This is a genomic window from Carnobacterium sp. ISL-102 (assembly GCF_018612935.1).
Taxonomy (GTDB): Bacteria; Bacillota; Bacilli; order Lactobacillales; family Carnobacteriaceae; genus Carnobacterium_B; species Carnobacterium_B alterfunditum.
Genome location: NZ_JAGGRF010000005.1, coordinates 1 through 23,763 on the forward strand (window position 1 = coordinate 1; position 23,763 = coordinate 23,763).

At 35.6% G+C, this 23,763-nt stretch carries 27 protein-coding genes; 10 read left to right on the top strand and 17 right to left on the bottom strand.

The features are described 5' to 3' along the window. Positions 1–430: 430 nt before the first annotated feature. The 4 genes from J7E16_RS04985 to J7E16_RS05000 form a co-directional block, all read right to left on the bottom strand. Entirely contained in the window at positions 431–961 is a 531-nt protein-coding gene (locus J7E16_RS04985) for a GNAT family N-acetyltransferase (protein WP_214889435.1), read from the bottom strand. A 269-nt stretch (positions 962–1,230) separates the two neighbouring features. Beyond that, a complete protein-coding gene (locus tag J7E16_RS04990) occupies positions 1,231–2,349 on the bottom strand; it encodes a lactate oxidase (RefSeq protein WP_214889438.1) in 1,119 nt (372 codons plus the stop codon). Positions 2,350–2,397: 48 nt separating this feature from the next. Beyond that, positions 2,398–3,102 carry an LrgB family protein gene (locus tag J7E16_RS04995; protein WP_214889440.1) on the bottom strand — a complete coding sequence of 235 codons (705 nt, stop codon included), beginning with the start codon at positions 3,100–3,102 and terminating at the stop codon, positions 2,398–2,400. A 35-nt stretch (positions 3,103–3,137) separates the two neighbouring features. Then, positions 3,138–3,488, bottom strand: a complete 351-nt coding sequence (locus tag J7E16_RS05000; protein WP_251006076.1) for a CidA/LrgA family protein — start codon at positions 3,486–3,488, stop codon at positions 3,138–3,140. A gap of 176 nt (positions 3,489–3,664) precedes the next feature. Between J7E16_RS05000 and J7E16_RS05005 the strand changes: the two genes are divergently transcribed. After that, complete coding sequence (locus J7E16_RS05005) at positions 3,665–4,558, top strand: LysR family transcriptional regulator (protein WP_214889443.1); 894 nt, start codon at positions 3,665–3,667, stop codon at positions 4,556–4,558. A gap of 24 nt (positions 4,559–4,582) precedes the next feature. On the opposite strand, the gene J7E16_RS05010 is transcribed toward J7E16_RS05005, so the two are convergent. From J7E16_RS05010 to J7E16_RS05025, 4 genes are all read right to left on the bottom strand, one after another. Further along, complete coding sequence (locus J7E16_RS05010; RefSeq protein ID WP_214889445.1) at positions 4,583–5,029, bottom strand: hypothetical protein; 447 nt, start codon at positions 5,027–5,029, stop codon at positions 4,583–4,585. Between the two features lie 293 nt (positions 5,030–5,322). Continuing rightward, on the bottom strand, positions 5,323–6,669 hold the full coding sequence (locus J7E16_RS05015; protein WP_214889448.1) for a glucose-6-phosphate isomerase: 1,347 nt from the start codon (positions 6,667–6,669) through the stop codon (positions 5,323–5,325). Between the two features lie 132 nt (positions 6,670–6,801). Continuing rightward, complete coding sequence (locus J7E16_RS05020; protein ID WP_214889451.1) at positions 6,802–7,185, bottom strand: hypothetical protein; 384 nt, start codon at positions 7,183–7,185, stop codon at positions 6,802–6,804. Positions 7,186–7,240: 55 nt separating this feature from the next. Next, a complete protein-coding gene (locus tag J7E16_RS05025) occupies positions 7,241–7,630 on the bottom strand; it encodes a CvfD/Ygs/GSP13 family RNA-binding post-transcriptional regulator (protein WP_034547718.1) in 390 nt (129 codons plus the stop codon). Between the two features lie 222 nt (positions 7,631–7,852). Between J7E16_RS05025 and J7E16_RS05030 the strand changes: the two genes are divergently transcribed. Further along, positions 7,853–9,034, top strand: coding sequence for a MalY/PatB family protein (locus J7E16_RS05030; RefSeq protein WP_214889454.1), 1,182 nt, complete (start codon positions 7,853–7,855; stop codon positions 9,032–9,034). Positions 9,035–9,123: 89 nt separating this feature from the next. Here the strand turns inward: J7E16_RS05030 and J7E16_RS05035 are convergent, their stop codons facing one another. Beyond that, positions 9,124–9,714 carry a peptidylprolyl isomerase gene (locus tag J7E16_RS05035; RefSeq protein ID WP_034547714.1) on the bottom strand — a complete coding sequence of 197 codons (591 nt, stop codon included), beginning with the start codon at positions 9,712–9,714 and terminating at the stop codon, positions 9,124–9,126. 209 nt (positions 9,715–9,923) lie between these two features. Here J7E16_RS05035 and J7E16_RS05040 point away from each other — a divergent pair, with 209 nt between their 5' ends. The 3 genes from J7E16_RS05040 to J7E16_RS05050 all read left to right on the top strand — a co-directional run bounded on the left by J7E16_RS05040 (position 9,924) and on the right by J7E16_RS05050 (position 12,133). Beyond that, a complete protein-coding gene (locus J7E16_RS05040; protein WP_034547712.1) occupies positions 9,924–10,427 on the top strand; it encodes a divergent PAP2 family protein in 504 nt (167 codons plus the stop codon). Positions 10,428–10,581: 154 nt separating this feature from the next. Then, positions 10,582–11,574: an NAD(P)/FAD-dependent oxidoreductase gene (locus J7E16_RS05045; protein ID WP_214889456.1), complete on the top strand. Its 993-nt coding sequence runs from the start codon at positions 10,582–10,584 to the stop codon at positions 11,572–11,574. A gap of 52 nt (positions 11,575–11,626) precedes the next feature. After that, positions 11,627–12,133 (top strand): phosphatidylglycerophosphatase A family protein, encoded by a 507-nt coding sequence (locus J7E16_RS05050; protein WP_214889459.1) that lies wholly within the window; start codon positions 11,627–11,629, stop codon positions 12,131–12,133. 99 nt (positions 12,134–12,232) lie between these two features. On the opposite strand, the gene J7E16_RS05055 is transcribed toward J7E16_RS05050, so the two are convergent. Genes J7E16_RS05055 through J7E16_RS05070 form a run of 4 tightly spaced genes read right to left on the bottom strand, consistent with a single transcriptional unit; the run spans position 12,233 to position 15,899 of the window. Continuing rightward, positions 12,233–12,817 carry a TIGR01906 family membrane protein gene (locus J7E16_RS05055; protein WP_251006077.1) on the bottom strand — a complete coding sequence of 195 codons (585 nt, stop codon included), beginning with the start codon at positions 12,815–12,817 and terminating at the stop codon, positions 12,233–12,235. 44 nt (positions 12,818–12,861) lie between these two features. Continuing rightward, the gene (locus tag J7E16_RS05060) at positions 12,862–13,626 is read right to left on the bottom strand and encodes a TIGR01457 family HAD-type hydrolase (protein ID WP_214889464.1); all 765 of its coding nucleotides are present in this window, start codon (positions 13,624–13,626) and stop codon (positions 12,862–12,864) included. A 30-nt stretch (positions 13,627–13,656) separates the two neighbouring features. Then, a complete protein-coding gene (locus tag J7E16_RS05065; RefSeq protein ID WP_214889466.1) occupies positions 13,657–14,481 on the bottom strand; it encodes a YutD family protein in 825 nt (274 codons plus the stop codon). 26 nt (positions 14,482–14,507) lie between these two features. Next, positions 14,508–15,899, bottom strand: a complete 1,392-nt coding sequence (locus tag J7E16_RS05070; protein WP_214889468.1) for a bifunctional metallophosphatase/5'-nucleotidase — start codon at positions 15,897–15,899, stop codon at positions 14,508–14,510. A 605-nt stretch (positions 15,900–16,504) separates the two neighbouring features. Here J7E16_RS05070 and J7E16_RS05075 point away from each other — a divergent pair. The 5 genes from J7E16_RS05075 to J7E16_RS05095 all read left to right on the top strand — a co-directional run bounded on the left by J7E16_RS05075 (position 16,505) and on the right by J7E16_RS05095 (position 19,883). Further along, on the top strand, positions 16,505–17,233 hold the full coding sequence (locus tag J7E16_RS05075) for an amino acid ABC transporter ATP-binding protein (RefSeq protein ID WP_034547703.1): 729 nt from the start codon (positions 16,505–16,507) through the stop codon (positions 17,231–17,233). Positions 17,234–17,254: 21 nt separating this feature from the next. Then, positions 17,255–18,055, top strand: a complete 801-nt coding sequence (locus J7E16_RS05080; protein WP_034547702.1) for a transporter substrate-binding domain-containing protein — start codon at positions 17,255–17,257, stop codon at positions 18,053–18,055. Positions 18,056–18,123: 68 nt separating this feature from the next. Continuing rightward, positions 18,124–18,771 (top strand): amino acid ABC transporter permease, encoded by a 648-nt coding sequence (locus tag J7E16_RS05085; protein WP_214889470.1) that lies wholly within the window; start codon positions 18,124–18,126, stop codon positions 18,769–18,771. A gap of 43 nt (positions 18,772–18,814) precedes the next feature. Then, complete coding sequence (locus J7E16_RS05090) at positions 18,815–19,438, top strand: amino acid ABC transporter permease (RefSeq protein WP_034549095.1); 624 nt, start codon at positions 18,815–18,817, stop codon at positions 19,436–19,438. Positions 19,439–19,550: 112 nt separating this feature from the next. Beyond that, positions 19,551–19,883, top strand: coding sequence for an MGMT family protein (locus tag J7E16_RS05095; RefSeq protein ID WP_214889471.1), 333 nt, complete (start codon positions 19,551–19,553; stop codon positions 19,881–19,883). Positions 19,884–20,222: 339 nt separating this feature from the next. Here J7E16_RS05095 and J7E16_RS05100 read toward each other — a convergent pair whose 3' ends face one another. The 4 genes from J7E16_RS05100 to J7E16_RS05115 all read right to left on the bottom strand — a co-directional run bounded on the left by J7E16_RS05100 (position 20,223) and on the right by J7E16_RS05115 (position 23,650). Continuing rightward, positions 20,223–20,663, bottom strand: coding sequence for a VOC family protein (locus tag J7E16_RS05100; RefSeq protein WP_214889472.1), 441 nt, complete (start codon positions 20,661–20,663; stop codon positions 20,223–20,225). Positions 20,664–20,677: 14 nt separating this feature from the next. Then, a complete protein-coding gene (locus J7E16_RS05105) occupies positions 20,678–21,487 on the bottom strand; it encodes an aldo/keto reductase family protein (protein WP_214889473.1) in 810 nt (269 codons plus the stop codon). A gap of 194 nt (positions 21,488–21,681) precedes the next feature. Next, the gene (locus J7E16_RS05110) at positions 21,682–22,278 is read right to left on the bottom strand and encodes a polymer-forming cytoskeletal protein (RefSeq protein ID WP_353049863.1); all 597 of its coding nucleotides are present in this window, start codon (positions 22,276–22,278) and stop codon (positions 21,682–21,684) included. A 451-nt stretch (positions 22,279–22,729) separates the two neighbouring features. Beyond that, complete coding sequence (locus J7E16_RS05115; protein ID WP_251006078.1) at positions 22,730–23,650, bottom strand: alpha/beta hydrolase; 921 nt, start codon at positions 23,648–23,650, stop codon at positions 22,730–22,732. Positions 23,651–23,763 lie beyond the last annotated feature (113 nt).

The window sequence follows — 23,763 nt, forward strand, 5'->3', positions numbered from 1 at the left end:
AGTTTTCAAAGGTCTAAAGTGCGTTGTGTCAGTTCATGACAACTTCTAAATTATAGCAGTTGCTTTTCAACTTGTCAACAAATTTTTGAAAAAATATTTTTTTAATTGAATATTTATCCATTTGCTTACTCGTTTAATTCATGTACGACTTAGATAGATTAACATATTTTTTTACGTTTTGTCAACATTATTTTTACAATAAATTTTCAAACGTTATTATGAATATCGCTTATCTCTCTTAGCAACATCAATTACTATAACAATTTTTTTGTTACTGGTCAATAAAAAGATATTGTTTTTTTTATTTTTTTAAAAAAAGCGTATATTTTACCATTTCCTTGCATTTTAATTTGTATTACTTCTATATGAAACAAACAAATTGAACGATCTATAAAAAATCATTTTATATAATCGTTCGCTTTTTTTAAATTCATTCTATTCTATATTGATATAAATTGAAGTCATTTTGTTGTTCCCCAGCATTAAAGTTTTCTTTACAATCGACAAACTCGAATTTTTCTTTGAGATACATCTGATTTAAAAACTCGTTATCAGCAATACAATCTAAACGAAGAGCCTTTTTTTGCTCTTTACGAGCGTATTCTTTTGCTGCATCGATCATTAAATGCGAATTCCCTTTTCCAGCTTTGTCTCTTTTTATGTTTAATCGATGAAGATAGTAAAAATCATCGCCATGATCCTCTCCCCATAAAGCAGCATCCCATTCACTTTGGCGATTCCATAATATCAACATCCCAACTAATTCATCATTCAGTGTTCCGTAAAATACTTCTCCTCTATTGATAGCACTTGCTGTATCATGATTATCTTTTCCTTCAAGGATGCCATTCCATTGTAGAGATCCTTTTGCTTTTAACCATAGTGCGGCTTCTATGAGCAACTTATCGATCATCTTAATGTTTTCAGGTCTTGCTTGATGAAACCTAAAATTATCGCTCATATTATTCCCCTTTCTTCTATATGATACTAGAAGCTTATATTTGATTTTTCGTTATTACAATACTTTACTATAAAAAAATACTACTATTCAATATGTTTTTATTATAAGCATCCATTACGACTCTATATTATTAGAATTTTATTCTTCTATTAAAGTTCTCTCTAGTAAGTCTATAACGATATTTTACTATTAGATTAACACTCATGCTGAGTCCATACACAAAAAAACTGGTACCCATACGGGCACCAGCGATATTGCATCATAAGCTTTTATTTTTTGATATCAAACAAATGAGCCTTTTTCACATCTTCGATCGTTTGTGTTCCAGCTAATTGCATCACGCGTTTCAAGTCTGTTTCAAAATATTCCAAAACTGATTTAACACCTTTCCATCCACCAAGAGCTAATCCATATAATACTGGACGGCCTACAGCGACAATGTCAGCACCACTTGCTATAGCTTTAAAGATATGTTCTCCACGTCGAATGCCACTGTCGAATACAATTGGGACGCGACCAGCGACCGCTTTAGAAATTTCAGCTAACGTATCAAATGAACCTGGTGCTTCATCTAACTGACGACCACCGTGATTCGATACCCAGATGCCAGCAGCTCCAGCGCCAATCGCTAGTAGAGCATCTTCAGGAGATTGAATCCCTTTAACAAAAATTGGTAATCCCGAATATTCAGCTAAGAATTTTACGTCTGCAGGATTGATTTTTTGTTTCGATTGAGCGTATATATTATTTAACGACATATTCTTACCTGATCCAGTCAAGTAACGAGATACAATTGGCATACCGAATGGATAAACAAATTTATTTAACATATCTTTTTCGCGATTGCCGCTTAATGTTGCATCTGCTGTTAAGATGATTGCTGTAGCCCCATCTGCCTTTGCTTCGTCTAGGATGTTTTTATTCATTTCATCATCTTTACTCATGTAAATTTGGAACCAACGAGGATTCCCTTTTAAGCCTTTGTCAATTTCTTCAAAAGATGCTCCTGAATAAGCGCTGATCGACATGATTGTTCCACCAAATTCAGAAATCCCTTTGGCTGTCCCCGCTTCTTTAGTCGTATGAGCTAGACCATGTGCTGCAATTGGTGCCATAATGAAAGGGACTTTAAGATCATGCCCTAAGATAGAGGTTGATGTATCAGGATTTTCGACATCAGCTAGTACACGAGGTAAGATCCCCTTATGAGACCAAGCTTCATTGTTTTGTTTTAAGGTGAACTCATCTCCGGAAGCACCCGAAATATAATCGAAACCACCTTTAGGAACTACTTCTCTGGCTTTTTCTTCAAGTCGATAAGTACTTATAACTTCAATTTCTTGTTCTACTGTTGGTGCATCGTATTTAATAATTTGTTCGTCTGCCATAATTTTCTACCATCCTTTTAAATCATATTTTTTAAAGTTTAAAGTAAATTAAAATAGTAAATTTGTTATCGGTACGGTTAATGGTGCTAGTATAACTACGATAATTCCTGTAACAACAATTGACAGTCCAGACATAGCACCTTGAACATCTCCCATTTCAATGGCTTTTGCGGTTCCCATTGCGTGGGATGAACTTCCCAAGGCGACCCCTTGAGCAACTGAATCAGTAATATTGAACAATTTGAAAACTGTTTGACCGACAACGGCTCCGGTTACTCCAGTGAAAACAACTAAGGCCACAGTTAGAGAGACGATCCCATCTAGAGAACCCGAAACGCCAACTGCAATCGCTGTTGTGATCGATTTTGGAATCAGCGTCGCCGCTATGTTCTGGTCAAATTGGAATAACAAGGCGAAAGCATAGATCATGATCGTATGGAAAATAACGCCAGAAAATATTCCTGTTAAGATCGCCGTGTAATGTTTTTTCAAATAAACAAAATTCTTTTCCAACTTGATTGCTAAAGCAACTGTAGCTGGGGTGACAAACAAACTAAAAAATTGTCCGCCTATATTGTAGGTTTCCAGTGAGATACCCGTTACTAACAGCAGAATTATGATGACGATGATCGCAAATACTAATGGTGTAAATAATGGATTTGGCCACTTATCCTTCAGCCTAGCGGATAGTAAGTACAGGACAACTGTCACAGCGATCCACAAAAGTGGTCTATTTAAAATACTATCAAGCATTAGTTCTATCTCCCTTCTCCACTACTACACCTTTTTCAGTACGCCATTTTATTGTTTGTACAACTTTTCCGACAAATCCTATCATAAGAGTCGTTGTCACTGCCATAACAATCAGCAACTGCCACCACGTATTGGCCAAGACACCAAAAGTTAGACATTAGTCCAACACCAGCCGGAACGAAGAAAATCCCCATATTATCTGTTAACCATGTTCCAACTTCATCTACTTGCTTGATACGGATCCATTTAAAATGTAAAGCAAGGAACAAGAAAACCATCCCGATAACACTTCCTGGAATCGCAATAAATGAAGCAATTAAAGTAGAAATCACTTCTCCTAAAAAGGAAAACAAGAAAATCCAAGAAAGTTGTTTGATTATTTTCAAAAATTTCACATCCTTCCATTTCTTGTAAGCGCCTTCAATAAACTTACTATAGCATGTTTGATTTTACTTAGAAAATAGCATTTTTTTATGTTATCATAAATTATATTTATAATAACGTATGTCTGTATAGCGTTTGTTTATGATAACACTTTCACAATATCTCAAAGGAGGACACCATGAATTTACAAGATTTAGTTTACTTCAACTACTTAGCTGATACTTTAAGTTTCACCGCAACTGCAGAGCATTTCTATGTATCTCAGCCCTCTATTTCAATGTCCCTAAAACGATTGGAAAAAGAGCTAGATACCGTCTTAATAAATAGAAAAAGAATTCACAAGAACCTAAACCTAACTGAAACTGGTGAAATATTGTACAAACATTCAATGCAAATTTTACAAACCATCCATACTGTAACAGAAGAAATTCATGATTTAAAAAACCAAGTGGTTTACTTTGGTTTCTTGCCAACTATTGGTGGCCAATTTATGGGTCGACTAATGCCTCATTTGACTAAATTTTCCGCCTCTATGAAACTCATCGAAGAAGAAAGTTCAGATTTGATGTTGCAGTTGGTAAAATCAGGACAGATTCCTTTAGCCATTATTGGAAGTGATCGTCCTACTTTTACAGACGATAATTTATTGCAGATTCTTTTAAAAAAAGAAGAAGTGGCACTCTGGGTATCACCTGAAAACCACTTAGCTAAGAAAGATAGTGTTACAGCAGCCGAAATTCAGGATGAACTATTCATTTCATTGGAACAAGGTTACACTCATCAGCGAATTTTTGAACAATGGACTGAAGACAGCCACATTGAACAGCCGAAAACCCTTTACACTAAAGAAATCCAGACTGCACTATCCATTGCTTCTTCAACTGATATGCTTGCTTTTATGAGTGATATATTAGTAGAAGATCATCCTAGGCTAGTCAGAGTTCCTATTGAAAATGCACCATACTTTTACATTAGTCTTATCGTAAATAAAAAACTTAACACCACCAACCATTTTCAAACCGAATTCAATAAAACCATGATTGAACTCGCAGAAACTTATGGCGTAGAGTAATACATCCACCTTTTAAGTGGCAAATCATTGGCTAGGCTTTTTAAAATACCTGTAACTAAGTATAGGTATCATAATAACAAAGTAGGCAAAAAGACCATAGTCATGAAAAAATAAACATATAGGTGCTAGTAGCGGAAAGGTATACGCAGTACAAATCAATGGTAAGGATATAAATGAAAAAACAACAGTTGCAACTAGAGCACTCCCGAAGACAATTGTTGTCAATTTTACTATCCTATTCTCATGTTCCATCAATATATGTCTGGATAAGATATAACCTACTAGCCACACCCATACTAAGTTTAAAAAAATCATATACTTGGAAACAATTTCAATATGCTGTTCTTTCTGCGATTCTGTTAGCATTGGGAACAACATTTTATCCATGGTCAAATCAGCTGCTACATAGATAATAAACATTAGAACTCCAAGAATATATTTCATTAAACTACTTCTTCTTATTTTTGCCATCACGATCACTCCCCATTCTTATATGTTGATCCTATCATATTTCCCAACACTACAGCACTCATAGAGCAAGAAACCGTTGGAAATAATGCCCTGAAACCAAGATTCAGAGAATGTTCCACACCCAATAACGAGTTAGCAATTTGTCTAAATATAGTTCTATCAGCTTTCTTTTTTAAGATGAATTATTTAATACTACTAAAAAAAGCCTTAGCACCTCTATTCCTATCTTATGATAGCAGAGAAAGCTAAGACTTTTAATTTTTTAACTAGTTACTATTTTATTAATCTATTGATTATAGACGTGCGTTTAATTCTTTACCTAATTCTTCAAATCCTGGTTTTCCTAGTAAAGCAAACATATTTTTCTTGTATGCTTCCACACCTGGTTGGTCAAATGGGTTTACGCCATTTAAGTAACCAGATAAACCGATTGCGATTTCAAAGAAGTACATCATGTAACCTAATGTATACGCATCTTGTTGAGGAATCGTTACGATCATGTTAGGTACATCTCCATCAGTATGAGCTAAAAGAGTTCCTTGGAAAGCTTTGGTATTTACATAATCAATACCTTTTCCTTCTAAGTAGCCTAATCCGTCTAAATCTTCTTTAGTAGATGGGATAGCCATATCGAATTTTGGTTTAGCAACTTTAATAACCGTTTCAAAGATATTGCGTTGTCCTTCTTGGATGTATTGACCCATTGAATGCAAATCAGTAGAGAAGTTTACACTTGAAGGATAGATTCCTTTTTGGTCTTTACCTTCTGATTCTCCAGCTAATTGTTTCCACCACTCTGAAAAATATTGTAATGATGGTTCATAGTTAACTAAAATTTCAGTATCTTTTCCTTTACGGTATAAGATATTACGCAATGCTGCGTATTGATAAGCTTCATTTTCTTCGATTTTATCACTAGATAATTCAACTGATGCATCTGCAGCACCTTTCATCAATTGATCAATGTCTGCTCCGCTAGCTGCAATTGGCAATAAACCTACAGCTGTTAAAACAGAGAAACGTCCACCAACATCATCAGGAATGATAAATGATTCATAACCTTGTGCATTTGCTTCTTGTTTCAAAGCTCCACGTTCTTTATCAGTAGTAGCATAAATTCGTGCTTTCGCTTCTTCTAAACCATATTTTTTTTCTAGCAGTTCTTTAAATACTCTAAAAGCAATCGCCGGTTCAGTAGTTGTACCAGATTTAGAAATGATATTCACTGAAAAATCACGGTCTCCAATGACTTGGATCAAGTCGTGTAGGTAACTTGAACTAATGCTGTTTCCAGCAAAAAGAATTTGCGGTGCTTTGCGAGCATCTTTATCAAGTAAGTTAACAAAAGAATGATTTAGAAAATCAATTGCAGCTTTTGAACCTAAATAAGATCCACCGATTCCGATAACAACAAGAATTTCTGAATCGCTTTGGATCTTCTTAGCAGCTGCTTTAATGCGTCCAAACTCTTCTTTATCGTAATTTTTTGGCAAATCGATCCAACCTAGGTATTCGTTGCCTGCTCCAGTTCCTTTGCGCAGCATTTCGTCTGCAGTGGTAACTTGTTGTTGTAAGTTTGTCAATTCATGCGGCTGTACAACATTTTCAATATTTGAATAATCGAATTTAATGTGACCCACGTAAATCCCTCCAATTAATTGTTTTAAAGGATAAAGACAATATCCTCATACCTCTTAACTTTAGTTGTTTTAGTAAAAAAAAGCAAGAAAAAACCGGCATTTCGCTAATGAGACATGCCGGTAAAAATCATCTTATTTAAATTGCGGCACTCCTGAAATTTCCCATCTTTCCAATGTCTTTGTAAGTTCATCAGAATCCAGCCAGAAAAGAGAGCTATCATTATTTTCAGTTAACAGCCTATAATTGACTTCTTCATTAAGAAATTCAAAAACGAATAAAGGGATACGGTCGTCATTAACTATTGCATTTGTCAGTTCATATAATTTTAAGTCGGATGCTTCAATCGGTAAAATAGTTTTTAGTTTATCTATTATACTAGCTAAACCTGTTTTAGCACTATTGATTTCAGTAGCAGTAAAAAAATCCATATCAGTTTCTTTTTTTACCAAAAAAACATATTTACCTTCTGGGTCTTTGGCCATAATAGTTCCAGCTACCCATCTTTTTTCTGTCATTAGTCTACACCTCTGCCTATAGTTTTAAACGCATTTTTTGTTTGCAATAGGTCAATTATCCTTTTAAAACCTGATTCTGTTTTTTTTCATCTTCTTTTGCTTCTTCTATCCATTTAGGTATCGACTCTTTTATTGTGTCAAAACCTAGCGCTCCAAATTTTTCATGATGTTGTCGTCTCTTTTTATAATAGTATTGAAATGTCGTACTTTCTTCTAATGCTCTCAAAGATAAACTGATTTTTTTTGTATATTCATCAATATCGAGTACCATTACTTCAATTTCGTTTCCAACTGCTAATACTTCACTTAGGTCTTTAACAAAACCATGTTTGCATTCTGAGATATGGATAAGCCCTTGTGTTTCTTCATCTAAAGAAACAAATGCACCATAAGGTTGAATTCCAGTAATTTTGCCTTTAACGACCATTCCGATTTTATACCTCATCCTATCACCTCACTTATCCATTTCTAGAGTTTTTTATTATAATTTTATTTTAGCACAAATAACAACAATACGTGTCTGGAATACGTTTTCATTTTAACGTTACTTTGATTTTTTTGATCCGTTTGGTAACCTACTGCAAACAAATTAGGTATCTATTGCGTTTATTAGTATACTTATTAAAGCGCTGATAGCTAAATTTTTGAATGGGGGAAGTAGATATATATGGATTTTAATTTTGATGAATTCATTGATCGACATGAACAGAATAGTATCAAGTGGGGCTATCCAAAAACATTATTTGGTGATGACCCTATTTTACCTATGTGGGTAGCCGATATGGATTTTGCAAACCCGCCTTTGATTTTAAATGAGTTAAAAAAATTATTAGATCAACGCATTTTAGGGTACACTTTCCCTCCTGATACTCTTTATCAAGCTATTATTAATTGGCAAGAAGAACACCATAATTTCGCTTTAACCGCTCACGATATTTTATTCTCGCCTGGAGTTGTCCCAAGTATTGCCTTGTTGATCCAAACGTTTACAAAAGAACAAGATGCCGTAATGATCCACGATCCAGTTTATAATCCTTTTGAAACTATGGTGACGTTGAACAACCGAAGAGTGGTTCGATCTTCATTAATTAATATAGATGGTCTGTTCAGGATGGATTTCAAGGACATAGAGCAACAGTTTATTCATGAAAATATAAAATTGTTTATTTTAAGTAATCCGCAAAATCCTGGGGGACGCGTTTGGACAAAACAAGAATTGATTCAATTAGCTGATCTTTGCCAAAAACACCAAGTTCTTTTATGCAGCGATGAGATACATGGAGATCTCGTTTATCAACCCGAGAGATTTTTCCCTGTTGCCGCCATCAATGAAGCTTACAAAGAATTCGTCATAACTCTTACCGCAGCTACTAAAACGTTTAATTTGGCAGGCACTAAAAACTCTATGATTTTTGTACAAAATGAAACGTTGCGAAGTGCCTTGGTATTGGCTCAAGCAAAAACCGAACAAAACAGCATCAATACATTTGGCTATGCAGCTACAGAGGCAGCTTTTACAACTGGCGGTCCTTGGTTAAAAGAACTCTTAGCTTATTTAAAAATCAACTTAGATACTATTTGCACTTTTTTTGATACTAAATTGCCTGAGGTTTCCTATATGAAACCTCAAGGAACTTATTTATTCTGGTTCGATTGCTCTACTATAGGTATTCCTGATGAGAGCTTGACCGACCATTTTGCAAAGGTTGGCAAAATCGGTTTAAATGCTGGTTCAGCTTATGGTCCCGCCGGAGCACAATACATGCGTTTAAACTTTGCTGCTCCTCATGCGGTAGTTGTCGACGGATTGGATCGCATAAAATATGCTTTTGATCATCCAACTGGTTAAAATAAAAAAATAGAAAAAATGATGACTGAGAAAACTCAATCATCATTTTTTCTATTTAACTAGTAGGCTTTCACTAGCTTATTTTTTTATTAAGCTAATTCAATGCTTTCGATAACAATATCGTTTACTGGTTTGTCTTGAGGTCCGCGTTTTACACTTTGGATCGCATCTACAACATCCATTCCTTCAATTACTTGACCAAAAACAGTATGACGGTTGTCCAACCATGGTGTTCCACCATTCTCTTTGTACGCTTCAACGATTTCTGCAGGATAACCAGCAGCTTCAAGTTGACCTATCATATTTGCTGGTGTTTGAGAAGCCGATACGATAAAGAATTGGCTTCCGTTTGTACCAGGACCTGCATTTGCCATAGAAAGAGCACCTTTAAGGTTAAATGCTTTGTCTGAGAATTCATCTTCAAAAGCACTTCCCCAAACACTTTCTCCGCCCATACCAGTTCCAGTTGGGTCTCCACCTTGGATCATGAAATCAGGGATAACACGGTGGAAAATAATTCCATTGTAGTAGCCGCTTTCGGCTAACTTAACAAAGTTTTCTACAGCTTTAGGGGCAACTTCAGGAAATAATTTAATTTTCAAATTACCCATAGTTGTTTTAAGTGTAGCAACTTTTTCATTTTCTGCTACTTCATTTGATAATTGTGGAAATTCAGACATTTTATCGTCCTCCTATTTTATATTTACTTCTCTATCATACCGAATTCTTACTTGTATTGCTATTTTTTTAGTCATTTTTTATCCATGGACCTAGAAAACAACTGCTTTGCTCTTTTTTTTATCTTTCCTAAATATTTTTTGGCAAAGAAAAGTTCATTTCATGGTATGATAAGAAAATAATATTGAGATTTCTAAAAGGATGGTACACGATGCTTATTTTGACGAATTTTCCGCTTATTGCGGCTTTTACTGCTATTACATTTGCACAATTGATTAAAATCCCAGTAGCTTTTCTATTACAAAGGAAAACAACTTGGGCATTAGCTACTTCTACTGGTGGAATGCCAAGTTCACACTCAGCTGCCGTAGCTGCTCTTATCACCGCTTTAGCTTTACAATATGGTGTCGCTTCTCCTTTTGTAGCCATAGCGAGTACTTTTGGCGTTATTGTTATGTTCGATTCTATGGGTGTCCGCAGACAAAGTGGCGAACAAGGAGTCTTATTGAATCAACTAGTAATTGATTTCCACATGTTAAGAAAAAAAGTAGTGAAACTGTCTCATGAACCGACAGTCCTTGTTAAAGAACAAAAAGAACGACATCTAAAAGAATATCTTGGGCATAAACCAATCGAAGTTTCTTTTGGTATCCTTACCGGTATTCTTGTCGCTTTTGCAACAAGAGCTGTATTGACTTATTTTTCACTTATCTAATTTTCTTGACCCTATCTATTAGTCCTTTTAGCTGTCTTGAAAAAGATGCCCAGTTAAAGGACTATTTTTATTTGTGTCTATGACTACTTATATCTAGTACACTTTACTTTAAAATAATTTGAATGAAAAATTGCATTTATGGAGGAATTTAGTTTTGAATACTACTCAAGAAATCTTTGATATTACAATTATTGGCGGTGGCCCTGTTGGCATGTTTGCTGCTTTTTATGGCGGCATGCGAAATGCAAAAGTTAAAATAATTGAAAGTCTGCCTCAATTAGGCGGACAGCTAAGTATGTTGTATCCTGAAAAAGATATCTATGATATTGCGGCGCTTCCTATAATTAAAGGACAAGAACTGATCGATAATCTGTCCATTCAAATCTCTCGTTTTGATCCGACGATTTGTTTAGAAGAAGAAGTGATTGATGTCTCTAAAAATGATAATGGAATTTTTGAATTGACCACTGGAAAATCTGTTCATTATTCAAAAGCCATTATTATAACGGCTGGGAATGGCGCTTTCCAACCTCGCAGATTGGAGTTAGACCATGCGGATGATTATGAAGGCGAAACTCTGCATTATTATGTCAATAATATTGAACAATTTAAAGATCGTACTGTAGCTATTTGTGGTGGTGGTGATTCTGCAGTGGATTGGGCATTGGCTCTTGAACCACTTGCCAAAAAAGTTTATCTGATTCATAGAAGAAATAAATTTAGAGCACTGGAACATAGTGTTTCTTTGTTAGAACAATCGAGTGTTGAAGTGATTACACCTTATATTCCACTTGCTATTCAAGGAGAACATTCAAAGATCCAATCTGTTCAGTTAAAAGAAGTCCGAGGAGGAAACGAGAAAAATCTTGAAATTGATAACTTTTTAATCAATTATGGTTTCACTTCTTCTATTGGACCTATGAAAAATTGGGGCTTTGACGTTGTTCGCAATGAAATACCAGTAAATACTAAGATGGAGACAACTGTCCCTGGGATCTATGCTGCCGGAGATATTTGTACTTATGATGGGAAAATAAAATTGATCGCCACTGGGTTTGGCGAAGCACCGACAGCCATCAATAATGCCATGAGTTACATTGATCCAGATGAACGAGTACAACCTATGCATAGTACGAGTCTCTTTTGATTTGATACCCTTTCTAGTATAATTAAACCATACTTAAATTGGAGGGATATAAATGGTAAAAGATACAACTGAGTTACATGAAAAAGCCTTAGAATTGTTAGAACAACGTGGCGTTCAATTAAAAGATATTGCCGAATTGGTGATGTTTTTACAACAGCCATATATTAATGATTTAACGCTTGAATTTTGTTTGGAACATGTAGAAGCTGTTCTTAAAAAAAGAGAAGTTCAAAATACCATTCTTACAGGCATTCAATTGGATATTTTAGCAGAGACTAAACAGTTAATGAATCCTTTATTAGATATCATTGTTGATGATGAAGGTCTTTATGGAATTGATGAGATCCTAGCCCTTTCTATTGTAAATGTTTATGGATCGATTGGTTTTACAAATTACGGATACATTGATAAAATCAAGCCTGGTATTTTAGGCAAATTAAATAAACATGAAGGCAATCAAGTCCACACTTTCTTGGATGATATCATTGGAGCAATTGCTGCTGCAGCTGCTAGTCGTTTAGCACATACCCAACCAGAAAAAAGTAGAATCACACAATAATTAACCAAAACAAAAAATAAACAAAGGAGGAGGTCGAGACATTGTCTCGACCTCCTCCTTTGCTGCCTATCAACTATTTACTTTGGAAGATTCCCTTTTTTATTTGAAGGCTTGCTTTTTAGTATAAAAATAACCAAAAATGATTTGAATTTCAATCAACACGAAAGCCAATATGAAGGAGTGCATAAAGAATGTTTCGGGCAATGCTAAAATAATCGGATCCGTAGACGGATTGAACAACCAAGCATCATTATTAAAAAACAATTTATGAAAAGCTACGAATAATTGATCAAAACTAACAGCTATCATGAACAATACAACAAACGGAACAGCTATCCCTACTTGAAACGGACGAACCAATTTCCAAAAGAGCTGATTGTTTTTAATGTAACGAATATAGAAAAAAGATCCTACAGCTGTGACCAAAGCAATTACATAGTCCAACATAAATAGTCGTTTGACTTCATAGAAATGAAACAAGCCACTTTCTGAACTCGGGAAATCTGGGAAATCCAACTCGGATACCCAAGGCAAATTCAGATAGTTTAGCAGCACTCGATAATTTCCCATTAATGTTTCCTTTGATAAACCGACACTTTTAGAGATCCCTAAATAATCGATATCAAAATTGTATAACGGTGTTAAATTGATTGTTAGTGCAATAGAAAACGATAAAATAAACAAAAATAAGCAGATCACTCCTATAAAGTGCAAGCCTTTTTCTCTCACTAGAACACCCACTCATCCAAGGAATTCAATAAATAAGTCGGCTGTTGTTCCACATGTTCTAAATCCTTTAATGAAGTGAATCCAGTCAGTACTAATAGCGTATCCACATCATTGTTGATTCCTGCTAGAATATCCGTTTCATAGTTATCACCTACCATGATGACTTCTTCTTTTGTTAAGCCGATCGTTTTAGTAGCTGCTTCCATGATGATGGCTTCCGGTTTACCTATAAAAGTGGGTTGGACTCTTGTTGATGCTATCAATAAGGCCACCAGCGAACCAGCACCAGGTACCATTCCTTTATCACTCGGTAAATTAGTATCTTTATTTGTTGCAATAAAACGAGCACCTTTTTGAATGGCTAAAGTAGCCGTTTCAAAGTCCTGATACGTAACTTGTCGGTCGAGTCCTACAACTACGTAATCTGGATTCGTTTCATCTTCAACAAAACCAGCATTTTTCAAAGCGCTCCTGATGCCTGTTTCTCCTATAATATAGACCTTTTTCCCTCCACCTAATGAAGTCAAATAATCTGCAGTAGCTAGCGAGCTAGTGTACACTTCATCTTCAGCAGTTTGAACACCAAAATTTTGAATCAAATTATCGGCTACTTCTTTTTGTGTTTTAGAAGAATTATTTGTTACAAATAAATAGGGGATTTTATTTTCTTGCAGTCTTTTAATGAACCGTGAAGCTGCTGGAATTGGTTCCTTACCTAGGTACATCGTACCATCTAAATCAATTAAATATCCTTTATACTTCATTTACCTAACCCAACCTTTATTTTTATTTATTTATTTGGGAACTACTTTACGACGGATACTATATTGACGTTTCCCTTTAGCATCTTTTACTGTTTCAACTGTTTCTTTTGAAACTTTTTTTTCACTCGTCTTTTCAACTGGTGAAATTTCTTTTTTGACAAAATCTTTTTTTGCTTTCATTTTATCAGATGCTTTTTTTGAATTAACCATATCAGTTTGTTTTAAAGCTGGATTTTTTGCTTGAACTTGTTTGACTACTTTTTCATTTGTGGGACTCTTACTTTTTTGTGTTCTACGTCTTTTGGGTTTACTAGTTGCTGTCCGCTCTTTTTTATCATCGATTCGTTGCAAAACGAAATAAGGACAGCCAAAATTGCAGTACTCATATAGATAATCTTGCAGATTTGCAATGCGTTGATCTTGTGGTACTTTTCGATTGCGGTTATCATAGAACCCTTTCAACCGTAATTGCTCAAATCCCCAGTCCGCAACAATATAATCGTATTTGTTTAGGATCTCGCTGTAACGCTCACCCAATCGCTCCGAATCAAACGCCTCTCGGTAGTCCTGGACGATTTCGAATTTCTTATCTTCTATCATAATAGTCGTAGCATCGATTCTCTTAACGACTGGTTCTTCAACCGGGTTGACCAATCCATTGACTTCTTTGTCTATTTCATTCTTCGTCAAATCTTCCGCATCAAATGTTTCTTCTGCTTCAGGTACAACTGGTTGTGTTTCCTTTACACGTTTTTTTGGTCTTGGTTTAACCGGACGTTTTTTTGCATGAACCTCTTTTTTAGGTCGGTGTGTCTCTTGTGTCTGTTCTTTAGTTGTTTCGTTTTCGCTTGTCATCGCGTTCACCTGCTTTCTTCATCCATTCATTCGGCTGGTTTTTTTGCCGGGTAATGCTTTTTCAAATATTGACCTAAGACATTTCGTATAAAAAATGGGAACAACACTTCATTCGTTCCTATGATTTCAATGGTAGGAAAAAATGGAATAAACATAAAATGATCTACTGTAGCAAATGTATATTGTTTAGCCGGTTCTATCAGTTCACCCAACCAATTGACTTCACCGGTTATTTTATCATAAGTTACCCCATTGTAACAGATTTCGCCAAAAACTTTGCCTCTAAATCCAATTCCCTTGATTGGGAAATTCCTGAGAAATAAGCGATTCTTTTCCATTTCATAAATAAGACGAGTCAGATTGTCTCCATCTAATGTACACCTCAAGATACGCATAGGATGTGGTAAAACCTGATGCAAAGCATCCTTTGTAACTGTTCCTTCAATTAATGGCTGCATGAATAAACCCGCATTTAGAATTGCTGCATCTGTATGTGCGTAGTCTTTAAGAGCTTCTAATCCTAGCGTAACTAAATCGGAGTCGCCTTGCCAATTCACAGAATAATTAGAAGGAATCGTAGCAATTACTTGTTCATTTAACAATTGATGTCCTTTTGTCTGATAACCTTCAATTATCCCTTTTTCATTTTTAGGCGGTTTTACTGTTGCCATTTCTTTAACTGTTGCCACAGCTGTTGTGATCCTATTTCCATCAATTTCTAATTCAATATGACCAACATATTGACCATATTTTCCAGCGGCGGCTAGCAACGTATTCCGTACTTTTTTCCCGTTTGGCAATAAGTGGTGCGTATGCGACCCGATAATAACGGAAATCATAGGGTACATCTCAGCAATTCGCTGATCTTCACCAATTCCTAAATGAGACAATAAAATAATGGAATCGACCAAAGGAGATAAAAGTTCCAAGATATCCCCTATTACTTCATCAGGGTTTTTCACGTTCCATCCAATAGGTTTATAACTAGTGGGAAAAGGGGCCGTCAGTCCGAACAGACCAATTTTATGACCAGATTCTGTTTGAATGATATGGAATATTTTTGCCCATTCCGGCGGGTATCCTGTTTTATAATCATATAGATTTGAAATCACAACTGGGAAATTGGCTTCGTCATATAAATGGCTCAACTGTTTTTTTGAACTTCCAATACCTTCATTGTTTCCAATCGTTACCGCATCATATTTCACTTCATTTAATAAACGAATATTGGCTTTTCCATCAGTGGCTTCTGTCAAAGGATGGACTCGGTCACATGCATCTCCAATATCAAATGAAAATACTGTTTCGTTTTCTTGTTCCAATCGTTTAGACTCTTCACGTAAATAAGCCGAGATCCTCGGCCAATTTTCAAGGTGAGAATGAATATCGTTTGTATGATAAATATGGACACGTTCCATTTGCTTCACCCTTTATTTCAGAAATTTATGCTACTTTCATTATACCAATCTTCAAAAAAAATATCTTGTGTATTGAAGAAGAAAAACGAACCGATTCAAATTAACACGAAATAGACTCAATCAGTTACTTGGTGAACTAAAAAAATCCGAAATAATTTGCAAAGAATCTTCTTTAATGATAAGCTTTTCAGTGCTACTATATTTCATATAAATCTGTATCAAAAATCAACTATTTTCTTGTCCGCTAGTCTTATCAAGAGAAGCCTTTATAATTACAGAAATAGCTAGTGCATTATACTATTTATATGATTTTAGAATTTTTCATCTCATTTTTCAACTTGATAAATTTAGTTAATAGTGTGGTCATCCATTCTGTTTAGCCCGTTTATCCGAAAAAAACTGAATTCCTGCTAACTAGGAACAAATGCTTTACAAAAAAATAGAATACTCTATAGATCTACTGTAAGCATTAGAAATCTCTTTATCTGTTCTAAGCTTTTTTTATTGCTCAAAATTTTTTCCTCTATCAAGAATATGCAAGGGTTCCCTTCTTTCATCGTTCTTGATTTACCTACTCAAATATAACAAACAAGGAGTGTGTCTAAATGATCGAATTTAAAAATGTTGAAAAATATTATGGTGACTTCCATGCCTTAAAGAACATCAATCTTACCTTTAAAAAAGGTGAAGTAGTCGTTGTGATTGGGCCTTCTGGTTCTGGTAAAAGTACTATGCTACGTTGTATCAATGGTTTAGAAGAGATTTCTGAAGGAGAACTATTGATTGAAGGACAAAATGTTCATGATAAGAATACGAATATTAATGAGATTCGTAAGAATGTTGGGATGGTATTCCAACACTTTAATCTTTATCCGCATAAAACCGTTTTAGAAAATATTATGTTGGCACCGATGAAAGTATTGAAACGCTCTAAAGAAGAGGCTCAAAAAGATGCCGAGAAATTTTTGGAAAAAGTAAACATGCTAGGTAAAAAAGATGCTTACCCTTCTAATTTATCTGGTGGACAACAACAACGTATTGCCATTGCACGAGGATTAGCTATGGGTCCTGATGTCTTATTATTTGATGAACCAACCAGTGCATTAGATCCTGAAACGATCGAAGATGTGCTAGACGTTATGAAAAAATTAGCTAAAGAAGGCATGACAATGATCGTTGTTACCCATGAGATGGGATTTGCACGTGAAGTGGCTGACCGGGTCATTTTTATGGCTGACGGAGAAGTCCTTGAAGATCGCGAAACGATTCCGTTCTTTGAGAACCCTAAAGATGAACGTGCCAAACAATTCTTAAGTAAAATCATCAATCATTAATTTAATAGGAGGACTTTTCAGATGAAAAAATTAAACAAGCCATCTCTTTTTCTTCTTTTACTCCTGCCAGTCTTTTTGCTTGCTGCCTGTGGTTCTCAGAGTGCAGCTACAGTAGATATAACAGAACGCATAGAAGAAAAACCAACCCTTACATGGGGTGTAAAAGTGGATACCAATCTTTTTGGTCTTTATGATATCAAATCTAGTGAGATCCGTGGTTTCGATATCGACATTGCTAAAGCCATTACAGAAGAACTGACCGGTGATGCAGCTAACGCTGAATTCGTTGAAGTAACTTCTAAGACGCGTATCCCACTATTAAAAAACGGCAATATCGACGCTATTATCGCGACGATGACGATCACCGAAGAACGAAAAGAACAAGTCAATTTTTCAAATGTTTATTTTGATGCTGGGCAAGCTCTACTAGTTCCAAACGACAGCTCTATTCAAGGTCTAGACGATGTATCTGCTGATACAACCGTTCTAGCGGTTAAAGGATCTACTTCCGCAAAAAATATTCGTGAATTGGCTCCTGAAGCGAATGTTTTAGAATTAGAAAATTATTCTGAAGCATTTACAGCTTTACAATCCGGACAAGGGGATGCCGTTACGACAGACAATGCTATTTTATTAGGGATCATTGCAGATAACCCAGGTTACCGATTAGCTGGTGGGATCTTTACGCAAGAACCTTATGGTATTGCAATAAATAAAGGCCAGGATGCCTTTTTAAATGAAGTAAACGAAGCCTTGGATACTATCAAAGCCAATGGTGTATACGATGAAATTTACGCTGATTGGATCCCTAAATTAGACTGATCATCTTAGAGCTGCATATAAAAAAGCAGTACATTTACTGCTAAGAAATAAAAAAGCGAGGTGCACCTATGTTAACGATCTTAACAACCTACCCAGATGTTTTAATTGATGGGTTTCTAAATACATTATACTCAAGTATTATTGCCTTATTTTTTAGTCTGATCATTGGTACTTTGATGGCTATTTTACAATTATCTAAAACTAAATGGATCAACCTCTTGGCAAATGCTTACGTAGAGTTTTTCAAGAACATTCCGCTTTTGATCATTGTGATGTTCTTTTACGTCGTCATTCCCTTATATTGGTTCTCGATGAATGGCTTCACAGCCGGTACGATTGGTTTAACGATCTACACTTCTGCCTTTATTGCGGAAACAGTCCGTGCTGGGATCATGGGCGTACCTAAAGGTCAAACAGAAGCTGGTCTTTCAACTGGTTTGACCCAAAATGAAACGATGCGTTATATTGTATTGCCACAAGCTTTTAAAATTGTGATTCCGCCACTTGGCAATCAATTTATTAATTTGGTGAAAAATTCATCTGTTCTAGCAATGGTCACTGGGCTTGATTTAATGTACCAAGGCGATTTAATTGCCAGTGAAACATTTAATACGTTTGACACGTACATCTTGATTGGCGCAATTTACCTCATCATTACATTACCTTTAACTTATTTGATGGGTTATATCGAACGTCGCTTAAATGTAACATCTTAAAAGGAGGAGAAATCATTTGACTATTATAGAAGCTTTTTCATGGATGAATATCCGCTTCTTACTGGATGGACTTCTCGTAACAGTAGAAGTAGCTTTACTTTCAATTGTCTTTAGTTTCATTATCGGAGCTATTTTAGGTTTGCTCCGGTATATGAAAATTCCCATTTTTTCAAAAATTGTTGGGGCTATTGTTGATTTAGTACGTAATTTGCCTTTGCTCTTAATTATCTTCTTCACTTATTTTGCTTTACCGCAGATCGGTATTCGATTTGATATCTTTTGGTCAGCAGTAGCTGCATTGACCATTTTTGAATCTGCTATGCTTTCAGAAATTATTCGTGCTGGTTTAAATTCTATCCCTTCTGGACAAATGGAAGCTGGGCGTTCTACCGGATTAACTTATCTTCAAACGCTGTGGTTTATTATTATCCCGCAAGCTTTTAAAGCTATGGTTCCTCCAATCGTCAGTCAGCTGATATCTTTGATCAAAGATACTTCACTGGCAACTATCATCTCTTTACCAGAATTAACGCATAATGCCCGGATCATCTATGGTCAAAATACCACTTACGTGATCCCGATGTTTATTGCCTTAGCATTCTTTTACTTTATCATCTGTTACACTTTAGCAAAATTCGCTAAACGTTTTGAAGCAAAATTAACTTAATCAAATAGCCGCTCACTGAGAATAACTTTAGTGAACGGCTATTATTTTGACTTTTTTTCAGTTACGATAGAAAAAAGTTTCTTAGTCAATAAAAAATTGAAAGGACCTTCCTATGACTCCCTTTACAGAACGTGTGATCCAAATCATCCAATCGATTCCAAGTGGAAAAGTAATGACTTACGGTCAAGTAGCTGCTCTCGCTGGCAATTCGCGAGGGGCAAGACAAGTAGTCCGTATCTTGCATTCCATGAGCTCAAAGTACAATTTACCATGGCATCGCATCATCAACGCTAAAGGCGAAGTGGCGATCAAAGATACTGAAGGAGCTTTTACTCAAAAAGATTATTTATTATCAGAAGGTATTGTCTTGAGCGATTCCGGCAAAGTTGATTTAGCTGTTTATCGTTATCATCCAACCGTCGACTGGCTGCTAGAAGATCTTTAAAAGACTCCAGTCAACTCACCCTTTTCAGAAAGGAAGTTGCCTTGAGTCTTTTTTAAATGATTCAATGTTTTTTTTGCCTCGTTGTTGATACTGTGGATGGATATGAAATTCATCCACAGTACCTTCCACTCCTCTCAAATATGTTCCAATAAAGATCAACTTATCCACAAAAGTAGGTATTTTCAGTGGATAAGTTCTGCTAAAATGATTTTAATCACTTGCCATTGTCCATTTCTCATGTCGTCATTTATGGTTATACACAGTTATCAACAGACTGAAACAAGAACTTACATCAAACTCATCCTATTTCTGAATCTCCACTTTATCCTTCACCTGAATTTATACGTTTTCTATTATAAGCATATCATTTTCGTCAAATTTCCAGCTAGAACTATAGGCGACTTCCCAATAATAGTCATCTACATCTTGAAAATAACCACTATATCCGCCCCAGCTAACTTTCACAGGTTCTTTTACGATCTTCCCACCATTTTGCCTTACGAGTTCGATCAAGTCATCCACTTCATTTTCTGATTTCACATTGCAGGCTAATGTGATCCCGTTAAATCCTCTGTCCTTCATTACTGGTGGATCGGCTTCATTAATATCCTTGGCTAATTCTTTTATCGGAAATAATTCTAGCTTACTGCCTTGATTATTAAAAAAAACAATTGCCGGTGTATCAGCTTTTTCATAGGTTTCAAACCCGATACCTTTATAAAAGGTTAGTGCAGCTTTCATGTCTTTTACACCTAGACAAACTAAATTGATCCGATTCATTTTAAGGTCCCCTCCTATAACGATTCGATCAAGAATTGATCTTCCTTTGTTAATGCAAAGTCAAATAATTTTAAATTAGTTATCTGATGCTCCTCGTTATGTGATTTTGGGATAACTACCACACCTCTTTGGATTTGATAACGCAATAAAACTTGTACCCAATTTTTCCCATAGTTTTCAGCGATATGATTTAATTTATTAATTTGCTCTGGAGTGACTTTGCTTAGCGGTCCCCACGCTATTGGCACAACGTCCGTTTTAAGTAAATAATCGATCAATTCATGATTCCATGTATGTGGATTTGATTGAATTTGGTTCACTGCCGGTTGAATACGAGCAAAGTTATGCACAGTTTCCAACATCTCAATGGTAAAATTAGATACTCCTATCGACTTGATTTGTCCTTTATCCACAAATGATTCTAAAACTTCCCATGTATGTTTTAACTTTTCTTCATCTTCGATCGGATGATGGATCAAATATAAATCGATGTAATCTGTTTTCAAGTTTTCTAAACTCTTCAATACCGTTTTTTCAACGGATTCTTTTGAACCAATATAAGCATTGTCTGCAGGAATTTTTGTTATAATATAAAATTTTTCGCGAGGTATACCGCTTTCAAGAATAGTTGTTCCAACTCCCGCTTCATTTCGGTAAGAAATAGCGGTATCTATTAAGCGGTATCCAGCTTTTATAGCTGACTTCAACGCACTGAAATCTCCATTCAATTCTCCATTGTATCGGTTGCCTTCTTTACCATACGTATTCGTTCCCGTTCCAACTGCTGGTATAGCTAGTCCATTTGCTAAAGTGATCGTTTGCATTGGCTCGTTCCCCTTTACTATTTCCTTAAATTACTTCTCTACTCTAATAATAAGTATTCTAATTGTTCTAAGTCAAGTTTCAAGTGTTCTTAGATTAAATAAATCTATGTAAAATTAGTTACAGTTGTTGCTCAAATAAAAAAAACTGCTTCTCTATTAGATAGAAGCAGTTTTTATCAAACATATTTTATTAATTATTCAGCAACAGTAGTTTCTCCAGTAACAGTACCTTCATCTAATTTTGCAGCATCCATTAATTCTTGAGAATCAAATGTTACGTCTCCTTCAACTGTCGATTCAAAAAGTTCGAATCCTTCAGCTTTTACGATAACGTCTCCAACGAATGTTCCATTTTGGATTCTAAAGTTAGGTGATTCAACAGTCATCATAGGTGCTGTTAAAGTAAATTCATCCGTTACATTGCGGTCTTCATCTTGAGCATACAATGCTAATTTACGGTAAACATCTGTACTTTCATCATCTTTGTCGTAGAAAGTCCCAGCAACAATTAAATCTTCAGATACAGTAACGTCATCTGTTATAGCATAAATCCAAGTACCTTCTGCACTAAGTCCTGCCACTACATCTGCAGGGTCATTACTGATTGACGCAGTTGTAACTACTTCTGCACTTTCTGTAGTTGAAGAAGCCATTTCTGCACTCTCTACAGTTGAAGAAACTGTTGAAGCATCTTCTGCTGTTTCTTCATTATTGCCACAACCTGCCAAAATAATAAGTGATGCACAAACTCCTAAAAATAAACCTCTTTTTTTACTTGATTTAACCATCATATTTCCTTACCCCCAATTTTTTTTATGCGTTTCCAAAGCTACCAACACAATTTTTGAAGAAGAATTCAAACGTATTAATACCTTTAGTTATATCATACAATATCTTTGTGAATTGTTCAACTTGTTTCGCTTAAAAAATAATATTTTATTGTTTTTGTGACAGAAACCGGAGAGTATTCTTCTCTTTTTTCAAGGACCCGTTTATCACTTTATTCCTTTTTAAACTAGCTTGACTTGAAAATACTGGTTATATTTACTCTTTATACTGTTATTCTCTAGATTTTCAGTTGATTACTACTCTCTGATATCATGCTAACTTTCCTTATCTATTCTTCTAGTGAACTACTGCACATAAAAGCCAGTTTATCAATGCCTGCCTACAGGAGACTAAGTATACTGTGTTTCTTGCTAATTTTCTAAAACGTTAACCAGGTTAAGGATCATCATTTGCTTATGGAGTATCCCATAAAAAATCGGCTACTAGTGCATCTACTTGAGTATTTTCATGCAGTTGACTATGATAGGCTTTTAATCCAGTAATGACTTCGTAGCGGTACTCTACCCCATTCGTTTGCATTAAATGACTAATAGCCAGTCCACTTTTGATTGGAACGATACCATCTCCTTCTGATTCATCTTGTATGTCCCCCACGATATTCAGCATTGTCGTTTCTTTAGGGTAATTCTGGATACCAGCAGCAAAATCTCTGTACCGCTCACTCATGACCAAAGGACCATTCTGGTTCAGCTCGTCAAGAGTCTGCTCTTCATTGCCTGTCACAAAGTCATTAAAGGGTGCACCGATTGCAACAAATCTATTGACCGTTGGAAGAGAGCCCTCACTCCCATAGGTGATCAGATACCTTAAACTGCTCACCGCTCCCATAGAGTGACCGACTAAATTAACTTCATCGATTTGGTGCATGTTATTTAAATAGGACAACACAGCTTTGATCCAATCAGCTTGGTTCCATTCATTGTTTTTACTGTCTGCAAATACTACCAGGATCAATGGGTTATTTGTTTGCTCTTGCCATTCACCTGTTTCAGAAACACTGCCATCCGGCTGAACGGTTACAGTTAAAACTTTCTTTCCAAAACTAAGGGCTTCAAAACGCGACACCATTCCACTAAAGGTGCCTTCTGATCCTTTGTAGCCATGAATAAACAACGTTGGAACGGCTATCTTATCTGGAGTCAGCGGCTCAGACGAGTCACTACTGGAAAGACTGATTTCACTGGTATCTATTGAATTGGATGCAACCGGTACTTGACCTTCTTTAACAGACTCCGTTATTTTCTCATTTCCACACCCCATACTTATAAAACCGAATAAAATAACTAGGAAAGAAACTAGAAATGACTTTCTCATAAATTACCCCTCCTGACTGCTTTTCACCTGTATCATGAATTCTCTATGCTAATTTATTAAAAAACTTATACATCTCAATTGTTTAACGAATAGCGTTGGTATTACAAAAATTC

Bases quoted from the DNA above. Each gene is read 5' to 3' on its own strand.
- J7E16_RS04985 (WP_214889435.1), bottom strand. From the start codon at position 961: ATGAGCGATAATTTTAGGTTTCATCAAGCAAGACCTGAAAACATTAAG.
- J7E16_RS04990 (WP_214889438.1), bottom strand. From the start codon at position 2,349: ATGGCAGACGAACAAATTATTAAATACGATGCACCAACAGTAGAACAA.
- J7E16_RS04995 (WP_214889440.1), bottom strand. From the start codon at position 3,102: ATGCTTGATAGTATTTTAAATAGACCACTTTTGTGGATCGCTGTGACA.
- J7E16_RS05005 (WP_214889443.1), top strand. From the start codon at position 3,665: ATGAATTTACAAGATTTAGTTTACTTCAACTACTTAGCTGATACTTTA.
- J7E16_RS05010 (WP_214889445.1), bottom strand. From the start codon at position 5,029: ATGGCAAAAATAAGAAGAAGTAGTTTAATGAAATATATTCTTGGAGTT.
- J7E16_RS05020 (WP_214889451.1), bottom strand. From the start codon at position 7,185: ATGACAGAAAAAAGATGGGTAGCTGGAACTATTATGGCCAAAGACCCA.
- J7E16_RS05025 (WP_034547718.1), bottom strand. From the start codon at position 7,630: ATGAGGTATAAAATCGGAATGGTCGTTAAAGGCAAAATTACTGGAATT.
- J7E16_RS05030 (WP_214889454.1), top strand. From the start codon at position 7,853: ATGGATTTTAATTTTGATGAATTCATTGATCGACATGAACAGAATAGT.
- J7E16_RS05035 (WP_034547714.1), bottom strand. From the start codon at position 9,714: ATGTCTGAATTTCCACAATTATCAAATGAAGTAGCAGAAAATGAAAAA.
- J7E16_RS05040 (WP_034547712.1), top strand. From the start codon at position 9,924: ATGCTTATTTTGACGAATTTTCCGCTTATTGCGGCTTTTACTGCTATT.
- J7E16_RS05050 (WP_214889459.1), top strand. From the start codon at position 11,627: ATGGTAAAAGATACAACTGAGTTACATGAAAAAGCCTTAGAATTGTTA.
- J7E16_RS05060 (WP_214889464.1), bottom strand. From the start codon at position 13,626: ATGAAGTATAAAGGATATTTAATTGATTTAGATGGTACGATGTACCTA.
- J7E16_RS05065 (WP_214889466.1), bottom strand. From the start codon at position 14,481: ATGACAAGCGAAAACGAAACAACTAAAGAACAGACACAAGAGACACAC.
- J7E16_RS05070 (WP_214889468.1), bottom strand. From the start codon at position 15,899: ATGGAACGTGTCCATATTTATCATACAAACGATATTCATTCTCACCTT.
- J7E16_RS05075 (WP_034547703.1), top strand. From the start codon at position 16,505: ATGATCGAATTTAAAAATGTTGAAAAATATTATGGTGACTTCCATGCC.
- J7E16_RS05080 (WP_034547702.1), top strand. From the start codon at position 17,255: ATGAAAAAATTAAACAAGCCATCTCTTTTTCTTCTTTTACTCCTGCCA.
- J7E16_RS05085 (WP_214889470.1), top strand. From the start codon at position 18,124: ATGTTAACGATCTTAACAACCTACCCAGATGTTTTAATTGATGGGTTT.
- J7E16_RS05090 (WP_034549095.1), top strand. From the start codon at position 18,815: ATGAATATCCGCTTCTTACTGGATGGACTTCTCGTAACAGTAGAAGTA.
- J7E16_RS05095 (WP_214889471.1), top strand. From the start codon at position 19,551: ATGACTCCCTTTACAGAACGTGTGATCCAAATCATCCAATCGATTCCA.
- J7E16_RS05100 (WP_214889472.1), bottom strand. From the start codon at position 20,663: ATGAATCGGATCAATTTAGTTTGTCTAGGTGTAAAAGACATGAAAGCT.
- J7E16_RS05105 (WP_214889473.1), bottom strand. From the start codon at position 21,487: ATGCAAACGATCACTTTAGCAAATGGACTAGCTATACCAGCAGTTGGA.
- J7E16_RS05110 (WP_353049863.1), bottom strand. From the start codon at position 22,278: ATGATGGTTAAATCAAGTAAAAAAAGAGGTTTATTTTTAGGAGTTTGT.
- J7E16_RS05115 (WP_251006078.1), bottom strand. From the start codon at position 23,650: ATGAGAAAGTCATTTCTAGTTTCTTTCCTAGTTATTTTATTCGGTTTT.